The 13,009-nt window shown below is 43.7% G+C and carries 8 protein-coding genes; 1 reads left to right on the forward strand and 7 read right to left on the reverse strand.

The genetic code is table 11. The features are described from left to right. Window positions 1-317 precede the first annotated feature (317 nt). On the forward strand, window positions 318-1,559 hold the full coding sequence (locus QMG11_RS12960; RefSeq protein WP_281836502.1) for a dicarboxylate/amino acid:cation symporter: 1,242 nt from the start codon (window positions 318-320) through the stop codon (window positions 1,557-1,559). Window positions 1,560-1,643: 84 nt separating this feature from the next. Here the strand turns inward: QMG11_RS12960 and QMG11_RS12965 are convergent, their stop codons facing one another. From QMG11_RS12965 to nifJ, 7 genes are all read right to left on the reverse strand, one after another. Next, window positions 1,644-2,282: a cyclodeaminase/cyclohydrolase family protein gene (locus QMG11_RS12965; RefSeq protein ID WP_281836503.1), complete on the reverse strand. Its 639-nt coding sequence runs from the start codon at window positions 2,280-2,282 to the stop codon at window positions 1,644-1,646. A gap of 17 nt (window positions 2,283-2,299) precedes the next feature. Further along, window positions 2,300-3,562 (reverse strand): imidazolonepropionase, encoded by a 1,263-nt coding sequence (gene hutI / locus QMG11_RS12970; RefSeq protein WP_281836504.1) that lies wholly within the window; start codon window positions 3,560-3,562, stop codon window positions 2,300-2,302. A 22-nt stretch (window positions 3,563-3,584) separates the two neighbouring features. Next, window positions 3,585-4,475: a glutamate formimidoyltransferase gene (gene ftcD / locus QMG11_RS12975; protein ID WP_281836505.1), complete on the reverse strand. Its 891-nt coding sequence runs from the start codon at window positions 4,473-4,475 to the stop codon at window positions 3,585-3,587. A gap of 153 nt (window positions 4,476-4,628) precedes the next feature. Further along, the gene (gene hutU, locus QMG11_RS12980; protein ID WP_281836506.1) at window positions 4,629-6,650 is read right to left on the reverse strand and encodes a urocanate hydratase; all 2,022 of its coding nucleotides are present in this window, start codon (window positions 6,648-6,650) and stop codon (window positions 4,629-4,631) included. Window positions 6,651-6,669: 19 nt separating this feature from the next. Next, the gene (locus QMG11_RS12985) at window positions 6,670-7,137 is read right to left on the reverse strand and encodes an AfsR/SARP family transcriptional regulator (RefSeq protein ID WP_281836507.1); all 468 of its coding nucleotides are present in this window, start codon (window positions 7,135-7,137) and stop codon (window positions 6,670-6,672) included. A gap of 11 nt (window positions 7,138-7,148) precedes the next feature. Beyond that, window positions 7,149-8,684, reverse strand: coding sequence for a histidine ammonia-lyase (hutH, locus tag QMG11_RS12990; protein WP_281836508.1), 1,536 nt, complete (start codon window positions 8,682-8,684; stop codon window positions 7,149-7,151). Window positions 8,685-9,227: 543 nt separating this feature from the next. Continuing rightward, a complete protein-coding gene (gene nifJ / locus QMG11_RS12995; protein ID WP_281836510.1) occupies window positions 9,228-12,797 on the reverse strand; it encodes a pyruvate:ferredoxin (flavodoxin) oxidoreductase in 3,570 nt (1,189 codons plus the stop codon). Window positions 12,798-13,009 lie beyond the last annotated feature (212 nt).

Genomic DNA, 13,009 nt, shown 5'->3' on the forward strand with positions numbered 1-13,009 from the left:
CTTAGTACCGTTTCAATTCTCTTCCATCTATTTTTTCTTGACAAATGTATTAAAAAAGTGTTATTATGCTCCCATAGGAATCAAAAGCGAGCTGAAGGTGGTGGAAGTCAGCATTCCTTTAAAACTCAATAAAAAATTTTTATAGCTGGTAAATATAGCTTTTTGAACTCTTCGGTGATCTTCATCGTTGACAGTAGGTTAGATGTTTTAACAGGCATTGAAAATTAGGCACCGTTACCCCTCACCAGAGGATGGTAGCCTGATTTTGAATGCCTGTTTTTTATTTTATTTTTTAAAATTTATAGGGGGTTATTAGTATGAAAAAGTTAAACAACAGTACGTGGATACTCATTGCAATGGTCCTGGGTATCGTAGCAGGAGCTTTCCTGGGAGAAAAGGGAGTTATGTTCGGACCTATAGGAGATATCTTCATAGGACTTATTAAGATGCTTGTTATTCCACTGGTATTTTTCAGTATCATCTCTGGAGCTGCAGCTCTGGGAGAAACTAAATCAGCAGGTAAGGTAGGATTCCTTACTATCTTCTACTACCTGGGGACATCTGCAATCTCAGTAGTTTTAGGTCTTATCGCCGGTAATGTCTTTAAACCTGGTCTGGGAGTTGAGGTTCCTCAGGCACTTCTTACAGACTCATCTACCTATGCTGAGGCTGGTAATATCGCCGGATTCTGGGATACTATCCTTGGGATAATACCTAAGAATCCTTTTGAATCTCTGGTAAGTGGTAATATCCTTCAGATCCTTTTCTTTGCACTCTTCTTCGGTATCTGTCTTTCAGCTCTAGATGCCAAGAAGCAAAGACCTGTACTGGATGTACTGGATACCGTTAACGATGTACTCATCCTTATGATCACAAAGGTTCTTGTAATTGCTCCTCTTGGAGTATTTGCTCTAATGGTTAACTCCATTGCTCTATTTGGAATAGATGTACTTCTTCTTGTACTGAAGTTATTCCTTGTATTCACTGGAACTCTTGGAGTAATCCACTTTGTTATGATCCCTGGTCTTGTTAAGGTATTTGCAGGAGTAAACCCTATTACCTTTATAAGAAAGTTAGCCCCTGCACAGCTGCTGGCTTTCTCTACAGCTTCTTCCATGGCTACTCTCCCTATAACAAAGCAGTGTTGTGAGGAGATAGGTGTAAGTAAGAGCACTACATCCTTTGTTCTTCCCCTGGGAGCTACTGTTAACATGAATGGTAACGCTATGCTATATGCACTGACTACAGTGTTCTTTGCTCAGATATATGGAATTGAGCTTGGTATGGCACAGTATGCAGCAATCATCCTTACATCTGTTCTTGGTGCAATAGGTACTGCTGGTGTTCCAGGTCCTGCTCTCCTTGTAGTAGCAGTTCTTCTGGCTGCTGGTGTTCCAATCACAGCTCTGCCTCTTATCTTTGGTGCAGACAGACTCTTCGACATGATGAGAACATCTACAAATATCTTTGGAGATGCATCTTGTGCAGTAATTATAGAAAGAGTTATAAATGGTAAAGAAGCCTTTAAGGAAGAGAAGGCGGAGATTAAAACTGCTTAACTCTTAAAATACTTATAAAAAAGCCGTGAAGTTAGCTTCACGGCTTTTTCTCTTATACTTTACTCCTATGATAGTAAATAGCAATTAGAGATTTGTTTCCACTCCCTCTAATACCCTTTTCTTTATCTCCAGACCTCCCTCTAGGAGCTCTACACACTTTTTCTTAGTTGTCTCCACATACTCCTCATCGCTTATTCCCGGAAGGTTTATCTTCACATTCAATATAGCTCCCTCAAGAGCACTTGCCAGAAGGAGAGCCGATACACCTAGATCTGTTATGGCATTTTTATTCCCATACTCCACAAAGTACTCTATGAGCTCTAGCCCCCTGTAGGAAAGCTCCCCTATCACCATAGGTACGTCTATTGCCTTATAGGTCGCCTCCTCTATGGCTGCATTTCTAGCTGCCTTCTCCTCCTCCGTTTCCTTTGGAAGCTTAAAGGCTGCCATTACATAGTTGAAGGCCTCAGTATCCCTGTCCACCAGTACATTTAACTCGCTCTTAATATTGTAGAGCTCCTCAAACCTCTGGATAAAGTCCCACTGAATCTCCTCCGAATAACCCTTAAACTTCTTCTTGTTCACCGTGAGGTGTCCCACCATTCTGGAAAGAGATGCCCCCAGAGACCCCACAAGGGCAGATACACTTCCCCCTCCTGGAGCTGGTGATGCTGAATCCACTTCATCTATAAAATCCACTACACTCTTCTCTACTAACTTCATTTCTTCCCCCCTGTCTTCTAGTAACAAACTCTTCCATTGGAGTATACAAGCTTTCCACCCTTATATACTTCCTTGGTATGGCTGATTCCAAAGTGGTAGATTATATAGTCCAGATTAGGTGCATCAAAGACTACAAAATCCGCCTTCTTTCCAGGCTCTAAGCTTCCTATCTCATGGGCTCTTCCTATGGAGTGAGCTGCATTTATAGTTACTGCAGTAAATACCTCCTTTGGAGTCATTCTGAGCCCCAGAGATCCCAGCTGCATTATAAACTGCATATTTTCCGTAGGACACGATCCCGGGTTATAATCTGTGGAAAGGGCCACTGGTACCCCCATATCTATCATCTTTCTTGCAGGGGCATAGGCCTTTCCTAGGTTAAAGGATGTTCCTGGAAGGATATCAGCTACCACTCCCTCCCTGGCCATAAGCTCTATTCCCCTGTCGCTGGCAGCCATTAGGTGGTCTCCCGATATTGCTCCAACCTCTGCAGCAAGCTCAGCTCCCCCCAGGGATACTATCTCATCTGCATGTATCTTAAGTTTATACCCCAACTTCTTAGCTTCCAGGAGGATTCTTCTGGTCTGATCCACAGAGAATACTCCCTCCTCACAGAACACGTCACAGAATTCAGCTAACTCCCTCTCCTTCACTACCGGTAGCATCTCTATTACCTTCTCCACAAACTCATCGGATCTTCTCTTATACTCCATTGGGACAGCATGGGCTCCCAGGAAGGTGGAAGCAATATCCACTGGATGCTCCTCATCCAGCCTCTTAGCTACCTCCATCTGTTTTATCTCAGTCTCCAGATCCAGACCATATCCGCTCTTAGCCTCTACAGTTGTCATTCCAAAACCAAGCATAGTATCCAGGCTCTTCTTAGCCTTGTGGTAGAGCTCCTCATGGGTTGCCTCCTTAGTAGCTCTCACAGTACTGAGGATTCCTCCCCCCTGCTTTAATATATCTATATAGGGAACCCCCTCTAGCTTCAGGGAAAACTCATTTTCCCTGCTTCCTCCGTGTACCAGGTGGGTATGGGGATCTACAAGTCCCGGGGAGACTGTGAGTCCCCTTGCATCCTCTATCACAGTTCCCTCTCCTATGATATCCTCTCCAGGTTCTCCCTTGGCTACCTTGAGGATCCTTCCATCCCTTACTGCCAGGTAAGCATCCTCTAGGATCTCAAGTTCGCTCATCTCCTTCCCTACACGGGGCTTGTCACTTCCTGCCACTGTAATTAACTGTCCTATATTTCTAAGTATAAAATCTGCTTTCATAGCCACCCTCCAAATTCAAGTCTTAGTCCATTAAGTGAGTCTCCAGCACCTTCTCCTTGGAGAAGCCATAGAGCCCCAGATAGTATTCAACACTTTCAATAAGAGCTTCCATGGGAACCATACCTACAACTTCACTTCCCGTCACTCCTACCCCGTATCTCCTTGCTTCCATCTTTACAGTTTCAAATACCCTGTAGATCGATGTCTTCTTATAGTTGGTTATATTCATAGTTACCTGTACTATCCCCTTGGTCTCCACTGCTCCAGCCTTTATATACCTGAATCCCCCTCCAGAGTGTCTTATGGCAGCAGCTATCTTCTTTCCTATCTCGATATTGCTTGTATCCAGGTCGATGTTATAGGCCACAAGGGGCATCCTTGCTCCCACAGCTGTCACCCCTGCCCTCGGATGGATCTCGGCCCTACCATAGTCTGGTTGCCACTGAGGATCCCTTAATTTTTCAGGCATCCCCTCAAACTGACCCTTTCTCACCTTGGCAAGGTTGGTTCTTTCAGGTTTGGTAGCTGCCTCCTCATAGAGAAAAACAGGTATTCCGTGTTGGGTGGCCAGTGCTTCCCCCACCCTCTGAGCCAGCTTCACACACTCATCCATTCCCATCTCCTTTATGGGAATAAATGGAACTACATCTGTTGCTCCCATCCTTGAGTGCTCTCCCCTATGAGCAGTCATATCTATGAGCTCTGCTGCTATTCCTGCAGATTCAATCACAGCTTCCGCTACCCCTTCAGGATCTCCTATTACAGTTACTACAGTCCTGTTGTAGTCTGGATCGGGTTCACAGCTGAGAAGCTTTACCCCCTCCCTTCTCTTATAGGGAGCCACTATCCTCTCTATCTTAGCCAGGTCCCTTCCCTCGCTGTAGTTAGGTACACACTGCACTATCTTCCCCATCTGCCTTCCTCCTTAATCACCTAAACCTAATTATATATACAACCTCTGCACCCCTTCCCTTTATATGAAAGAGTATTTTTAATCCCTCTGCTTCTATGAGTACAATTTTTCATTAGAAAAGACCTACCCATAGGCTAGGTCTTTTACTTATCTCTACATCTTTTCCACAAGACTCTTTATCAGGTCTTCATCTGCTATATATGGAAGGGTAATATGATCATCCCCTCTGTTATTGTTGTTATACTCTATGGATGTTTCTATGGAGTTCTTATTTCTAGCCCAGGCACGTCTGGCTACTCCTCCCATTACATCCCAAGGCATAGACTGACGAAGTATCTCATCCACCCTCTTACTTCCGTCCAGCACCATTCCAAACCCACCATTTATGGATTTACCTATTCCTACTCCTCCACCATTGTGAAGAGCTATCATAGTCATCCCTCTGGCAGCATTCCCTGCAAAACACTGGGTAGCCATATCTGCCATTATATTACTTCCATCCTTGATATTGGATGTCTCTCTGAATGGCGAGTCCGTTCCAGATACATCGTGGTGATCTCTTCCAAGCATCACAGGACCTATCTCTCCCAGTCTTACCATCTCATTGAATTTAAGAGCTATGTTGGTTCTGCTCATGGCATCCTGGTAGAAAATTCTTGCCTGAGTTCCTACCACAAGGCCATTTTTATCTGCATCTCTTATCCACACATAGTTATCCCTGTCCTGGTATCTTCTCTCTGGATCCACAAGCTCAAGGGCTGCCTGATCTGTCTTTAGAAGATCTTCCCTCTTACCGCTTAGGCACACCCATCTAAATGGTCCATACCCCCAGTCAAACAACTCCGGTCCGAGGATGTCCTCAACATAGGAAGGATAGATGAAACCATCCTTGTCATTTCTTCCGTTTTTAGATATCTCTACTACCCCTGCATCATATACAGACTTCAGGAAGGCATTTCCATAGTCGAAGAAGTATGTCCCCCTGCCTGTAAGAGCTTTTATCATCTCATAGTGCCTCACAAGGCTCCTGTCTACAAGTTTCTTAAACTCCTCCTTGTCTCTTCCAAGAAGTTCAGTCCTCTCATCAAAGGTTAACCCCTGTGGGCAGTATCCTCCCTCATATACAGCGTGACAGGATGTCTGATCGGAAAGAAGATCTATCCTCTCCTCCTTCTCCACTGCGTACTCCAGAAGATCCACTATATTTCCGTGGAAGGCTATTGCACAGGCTTCACTAGCTGCCATAGACTCCTTAGCCACCTCAAAGGCCTCCTCAGCACTATCAGTTACATGGGTTACCCATCCCTGGCTTCTTCTTGTTTCTATCCTCGAGTAGTCCACCTCAGCTATTATAGAGGCTCCTCCGGCGATTACGCAGGCCTTACCCTGAGCTCCACTCATTCCTCCAAGACCAGAGGTTACAAATAGCTTGCCAGCTAGGTCTCCATCTTGAGGAACTCCGCAGAATAACCTTCCTGCATTTAGGATAGTTGAGTATGTTCCATGAACTATTCCCTGAGGCCCTATATACATCCATCCACCAGCTGTCATCTGACCGTAGTTTGCAACTCCCAGCGCTGCAGCTCTAGCCCAATTTTCAGGGTCGTCAAATAGCCCTACCATAAGGGCGTTGGTTATTATTACCCTTGGAGCCGTAGGATTTGATTTAAATATTCCCACTGGATGCCCTGAAGATACAGCCAGGGTCTGATCTGGAGTTATTACCTCAAGGTATTTTTTTATGAGTCTGTACTGCATCCAGTTCTGGCACACCTGTCCAGTTTCCCCGTAGGTAACAAGCTCATAGGGGTATAGAGCTATCTCGAAGTCCAGGTTGTTATCTATCATTACCTGGATAGCCTTCCCCTCTGTACATGCCCCTTCATACTCATCTATAGGCCTTCCTACAATATTCCCCTCTGGTCTGAATCTGTAACCATAGATCCTTCCCATGGTTTTTAATTCCTCTAAAAATTCCGGTGCCAGCTCTGCGTGATACTCCTCTGGAATATATCTAAGAGCATTTTTCAACGCCAGCTCTATCTCATCCTTTGTAAGGGTAAGTTCCCTCTTAGGTGCTCTTCTGAGTCCCTCTATAAATTTAGGAGTTGCTGCAGGGATATCGTCCCCTGTAAGTTTTATAGTCATTGCCCTTTCAATATCTCTATTCAACATCTTCCCTCTCCCCTTTTACCTAGTTTGCCAAGGCTCCTTCTGCACTTCCTCCGCTGGAAAGCTCCTTTATCTTGCTAGACATCTGCACTTCCATCTTTTCCTTCCACTCCTGAAACTTAGGTGATCTCTTCAGGATAAAGTTTTTCAGGATATTTCCAGAATAGCTCTTTCCTTCCTTTAGAAACTCCGTGTAGTCACTGGAGAAATCCACATCTGGATTCACAATAAGTGTCTCCCTGTTTATGGAGATAAGCAGGTCAAATCCCAGGTCCTGCTTTAATTTATATAGGAGGTTTCTCAGATTTTTTCTGCACTTCTTTACATCCTGACCCTCCCAGAGAAGTTCTATTATCTCATTTCTTGTAACCCTCTTGTTTACTGCCAGATAGTAAAGCAGCGCCTCAGTTCTTCTGAGAGTAGGGTTTAGTTTATTTCCCTCTATTCTAATTTCCGGTGTTTCAAAAATCTTTACAAATATTCGCCTCATCAATCATCCCCCTATATTTTTAGTTCCCCGATCTCTCCCTGGACTCTATTCAAGATCTCCTCACTTGAGATAAGTCCTTCTACCTTATTTATGTCGTAGTACATTACTCTGTCATCCTCTAATCTAGCTATGTGCTCCCTTACAACATTGTAAGCCTGCTCAGATCCTCTTCCAAGGGTTCTCTCCTCTCTTAGGTCTACCCCCTGGCATGCTGCCATGATCTCCATAGCCACTACCTTCTTACTGTTTTCCAGTATCTCTCTGGCCTTTCTGGCTGCTATTGTACCCATGGATACGTGGTCCTCCTGGTTAGCCGATGATGGAATTGAATCCACACTTGCAGGGTGAGCCAGCACCTTGTTTTCAGATACAAGGGAAGCTGCACTGTACTGCACTATCATATATCCGGAGTTTACTCCTCCCCTCTTGGTAAGGAAGGCAGGAAGTCCATTGCTGAGAGCCGGGTTCACAAGTCTCTCCAGTCTTCTCTCGGAAACATTTCCTATCTCAGAAAGGGCTATTGCTAGGAAATCCATTGGAAGAGCCATAGGCTGTCCGTGGAAGTTCCCCCCTGAGATTACCTGATCCTCATCTGGAAAGATAAGGGGGTTATCTGTTACAGCATTTATCTCTATCTCAACTCTTTCTCTTATAAAGTTAATTGCGTCCTTACTTGCTCCGTGGATCTGAGGGGCACATCTAAGTACATACGGGTCCTGAACCCTCATCTCTCCCTGCTTAGTTGTCATCCTGCTGTTTTCCAGTACTCTCAGCAGGTTTTTAGCTGTATCTATCTGTCCCGAATGTCCTCTAACCTCATGTACCTTGTGGTCATAGGCACATGTAATACCATTTAGTGCCTCAGATGTAAGGGCACATGCTATATCAGCTGTCTTAGCCAGAACCTCTGCGTCATGTACTGCAAGAGCTCCAATAGCTGTCATTACCTGAGTACCGTTTATAAGAGCCAGTCCCTCCTTAGAAGATAGGTTAGGTAGCGGTTCTATCCCGGCCTTTGCAAGAGCCTCTCCGCTGCTCATCCTCTCTCCCTTATAGAAGGCTTCCCCTAGTCCCAGTACTGTAAGTACTATATGAGACAGTGGTGCCAGGTCTCCCGATGCTCCTAGAGATCCCTTCTCCGGTACTACTGGATGTACCCTCTTATTTAGAAGCTCCATTAACTTTTCCATTGTCACCCTTCTGATACCTGAGTTTCCAATGGAAAGGTTGGCTATTCTAAGGAATATAATTCCTCTTACTACCTCTTCAGGAAGGGGCTCCCCAACCCCGCATGAATGGCTTATTATAAGATTTTTCTGTAGATCAGCAGTTTCCGACTGAGACACCACTACATCTGAAAACTTTCCAAATCCGGTAGTTATTCCGTAGGATACCCTCTCCTCCTCTACATACTTTTCCACAAGATCTCTGGATTTCTGTACCTTCTCCCATGCTGCTTCCGAGACCTCCACATGATATCCCCTTCTTGCTACATCCACCACGTCAGCTATGGTAAGTCTCTTTTCCCCAATTACATATCTTTCCACTAACTTCCCCCCTATGACCTCTTCTCTAATTTAGAATAATCTATTTAATCACAACCTTTATTTTAGTAACATTTCTTCACTTTACGTTCATTTTGTATTTTAAATCATCACTAATTGTATTACAACATTTTTGAGCCTGTGTCAATCTATTACACCCTTTTATATTGATTCTATTCATACATTTACTACTTTGCATAACCTTAGTTTATAATTTTGTCCATATGCTCCCTCTTCCTCTCTTAAATAAAAAAAGCAGCGTCCTCATGGACACCACTTTTTTATCTGGTTATGTGAACTGAATCCTTCTTGGATATGGAGGTGATACAGGCTGCAAAAAAACAAGCCCAGAAAACTACTGTTAATATAGTAGAGGACAATATTATAATGAAAGGGAAAGAGAATAAAAAGCAACGTGACGTTGCATCCTGATAATCAATTGGAACACTAATTATTTCATGTAAAACTTTTGAAAATTTTATACTTTCCTTAATAATAAAAAAAGACCAGAGCATTGGCCCTGGTCTCAATCTTTATCTATTTAGATTAGTTCTCTTCCTTCTCTGCTTCGAAGTCCATAGCTGCTAATCTGTTGTACTGTCTCCATCTTCTCTGAGCTTCCTTCTTGTTAGCTTCAAATAGAGTTTTAGCTCTCTCTGGCTTAGATTTAGCAAGAGTTGCGTATCTTACCTCTCCCATTAGGAAGTCGTGGTATCCTTCCCACTTAGGATCCTTTGAATCGATCTGTAATGGGTTCTTACCTTCAGCTTCTAGAGTTGGGTTGTATCTGTATAGTGGCCAGTAACCAGTTTCAGTAGCAAGCTTCATCTCAGTCTGAGATTTACCCATACCTTTTCTGATTCCGTGGTTGATACAAGGTGCGTAAGCGATGATTAGTGATGGACCATCAAATGCCTCAGCTTCTCTTACAGCCTTTAGGTACTGAGCCTGGTTAGCTCCCATAGATACCTGTGCTACATAGATATGTCCGTAAGACATAGCGATAGCTCCAAGGTCCTTCTTCTTAACTGGCATTCCTGCTGCAGCGAACTTAGCTACTGCTCCTGTAGGAGTTGCCTTTGAAGCCTGTCCTCCAGTGTTAGAGTAAACCTCTGTATCCATTACTAGGATGTTGATGTCGTCTCTAGTAGCTAGAACGTGGTCAAGTCCACCGTATCCGATGTCATATGCCCATCCGTCTCCTCCGAAGATCCACTGAGATTTCTTTACGAAGTACTGCTTAAGTGATAGAAGCTCTTCAGCTAACTCTCCGTCCATAGCCTCTAGTGCAGAAACTAGTTCCTTAGAGATTGCCTTAGACTTCTCTCCGTCTTTTCTATTTTCAACCCATGACTTGAATAGCTCAGCAACGTTAGCTGGTACGTTGTCAAGGTTGTTTTCCATTAGAGTTTCTACTCTGTCTCTGATTGTCTCTACTGCTGTGTACATTCCGTATCCAAACTCTGCGTTGTCCTCAAATAGTGAAGATGCCCAAGCTGGTCCGTGTCCTTCAGCGTTCTTACAGTATGGAGTTGCAGGTGCTGATCCTCCGTAGATAGAAGAACATCCAGTAGCGTTAGCTATCATCATTCTGTCTCCTACTAGCTGAGTGATTGTCTTGATGTATGGAGTCTCTCCACATCCAGCACAAGCTCCGTGGAACTCAAATAGTGGCTGTGCAAACTGAGATCCCTTTACAGTTGTCTTTGGCATTAAGTCATCTTTGTATGATACCTGGTTGAATAGGTAGTCAGCTAGTACTTGCTCTCCAGCTTCCATCTCTTCAGCGATAGGTCTCATCTCTAGTGCTTTTCCTTTAGGTGCAGGACAAACATTAGCACATGATCCACATCCTGTACAGTCTAGTGGAGAAACCTGCATCTTGTACTCAAGACCTTCTAGTCCCTTACCGATTGGCTTAAGAGTAGTCATCTCTGGAGCATTTGCCTTCTCCTCTTCGTTGATTAAGAATGGTCTGATTACTGCGTGTGGACATACATATGCACACTGGTTACACTGGATACAGTTCTCAGGTACCCACTTAGGTACGTTTACTGCGATTCCTCTCTTCTCATATGCAGTTGATCCATTCTCAAATGTACCATCCTCATATCCGTCGAATGCAGATACTGGTAGGTCGTTTCCTTTGATTGCGTTTACTGGGTCACAGATGTTTTTGATGAAGTCAGGCTTAACTCCGCAAGCACAGTCCTTGTTTCCGCAGCACTCAGACATATCTTCAACCTCTAGGTTAGCCCATGCTGGATCTACTGTGATCTCAACAAGCTCTCCTGCTCCTCTGTCGATAGCCTGGTAGTTCATCTCTACAATCTCAGTACCCTTCTTAGAGTAAGACTTTTCAGCATACTCCTTCATGTACTTCTGAGCTTCTTCGAAGTTGATTACGTCAGCAAGCTTGAAGAATGCAGATTGCATGATAGTGTTAGTTCTAGTTCCAAGTCCGATCTCAGAAGCTAGTTTTGTTGCGTTTATAGTATAAAGCTTAGCTTTTCTCTCTGCTAGGATCTTCTTTACTGAGTTAGGAAGGTTAGCAATTGTCTCCTCTTCATTCCAGATACAGTTAAGAAGGAATGATCCGTTTTCCTTTAGGAATTCAACCATGTCGTACTTTCCTAGGTAAGCAGGTACAGAACATGCTACGAAGTTCGCTTCGTTTACAAGGTAAGTAGATCTGATTGGGTCCTTACCAAATCTAAGGTGAGATCTAGTAACTCCTCCAGATTTCTTTGAGTCATATGCGAAGTATCCCTGTGCATATAGATCAGTCTTGTCTCCGATGATCTTGATTGAGTTCTTGTTCGCTCCAACTGTTCCGTCAGATCCTAGTCCGTAGAATAGGCACTCTCTTACGTCAGCAGGTACGATTGACTTTAGTGGCTCAACGTCTAGTGACAGGTGAGTAACGTCGTCATTGATTCCAACTGTGAATCCGTTCTTTGGAGTCTCAGATGCAAGGTTCTTGAATACAGCTAGGATCTGTGCAGGGTTAGTGTCCTTAGATGATAGTCCGTATCTTCCACCGATGATCATAGGTGCATCTTCCTTGTTGTAGAATAGGTTTCTTACGTCAAGGTATAGAGGCTCTCCCATTGCTCCTGGCTCTTTAGTTCTGTCTAGTACTGCGATCTTCTTTACAGTCTTAGGTAGTACATCCATGAAGTACTTAGCAGAGAATGGTCTGTATAGGTGTACGTTAAGTAGTCCTACCTTCTCTCCCTTAGCTGTTAAGTAGTCGATAGTCTCTTTGATCATCTCGTTAGCTGATCCCATAGAGATTACGATGTTAGTTGCATCTTCAGCACCATAGTATGTGAATGGCTTGTACTCTCTTCCAGTTTCCTTTGAGATCTCTGCCATGTACTCAGCTACGATATCAGGAATTGCATCGTAGAACTTGTTCTGTGCTTCTCTAGTCTGGAAGTAGATATCGTCGTTCTGAGCAGTTCCTCTTGTTACTGGGCTCTCAGGGTTAAGAGCGTTCTTTCTGAACTCCTGGATAGCTTTCTTGTCTACTAGTCTGTCGAATACAGAGTAGTCCATAAGCTCAACTTTTTGAATCTCGTGAGAAGTTCTGAATCCATCGAAGAAGTGCATGAATGGAACTCTTCCCTTGATAGCTGCTAGGTGAGCAACTCCAGCTAGGTCCATTACTTCCTGTACAGATCCAGATGCTAGCATTGCAAATCCAGATTGTCTTGCAGAGTATACATCTGAATGGTCTCCAAAGATAGACAGTGCTTGTGCAGAAAGTGATCTAGCAGATACGTGAATTACACCTGGTAGTAGCTCTCCTGCGATCTTGTACATGTTAGGTATCTTAAGTAGTAATCCCTGTGAAGCTGTATAAGTTGTTGTTAGTGCTCCAGCCTGAAGTGAACCGTGTACTGTACCAGCAGCTCCTCCCTCTGATTGCATCTCAACTACCTTTGCAGGTACTCCGAATAAGTTTTTCTTTCCTTGTGCCGCCCATAGGTCTGTGTACTCCGCCATTGGCGATGATGGAGTGATTGGAAAGATTCCCGCTACTTCTGTAAATGCGTATGAAGCATATGCTGCAGCTTGGTTACCATCCATAGTTTGCATCTTTTTTGCCATTATACTGTCCCTCCTTAAAGATATTCGGTAATACATTGTTTTATATTTTCTAGTAAATTTAAATACTTGTTAAAATAAAAACTTTACCTTTTTTAATCCTCTAGAATATTACCTCTTGGTGTGAAAAGTGTCAACAATCTTCAAACATTTCTTTTATCTGTCCAGAGAAGTTTTCTTTTCTTCTTCACACTTCAATTTCCAAGGCTATTCTA

Origin of the sequence: Propionigenium maris DSM 9537 (genome assembly GCF_027925155.1) — a bacterium.
Taxonomy (GTDB): Bacteria; Fusobacteriota; Fusobacteriia; order Fusobacteriales; family Fusobacteriaceae; genus Propionigenium; species Propionigenium maris.

What these genes read in the sequence shown, in the direction of transcription:
- QMG11_RS12960 (WP_281836502.1), top strand. Translation starts at nt 318, where the DNA reads ATGAAAAAGTTAAACAACAGTACGTGGATACTCATTGCAATGGTCCTG.
- QMG11_RS12965 (WP_281836503.1), bottom strand. Translation starts at nt 2,282, where the DNA reads ATGAAGTTAGTAGAGAAGAGTGTAGTGGATTTTATAGATGAAGTGGAT.
- hutI (WP_281836504.1), bottom strand. Translation starts at nt 3,562, where the DNA reads ATGAAAGCAGATTTTATACTTAGAAATATAGGACAGTTAATTACAGTG.
- ftcD (WP_281836505.1), bottom strand. Translation starts at nt 4,475, where the DNA reads ATGGGGAAGATAGTGCAGTGTGTACCTAACTACAGCGAGGGAAGGGAC.
- hutU (WP_281836506.1), bottom strand. Translation starts at nt 6,650, where the DNA reads ATGTTGAATAGAGATATTGAAAGGGCAATGACTATAAAACTTACAGGG.
- QMG11_RS12985 (WP_281836507.1), bottom strand. Translation starts at nt 7,137, where the DNA reads ATGAGGCGAATATTTGTAAAGATTTTTGAAACACCGGAAATTAGAATA.
- nifJ (WP_281836510.1), bottom strand. Translation starts at nt 12,797, where the DNA reads ATGGCAAAAAAGATGCAAACTATGGATGGTAACCAAGCTGCAGCATAT.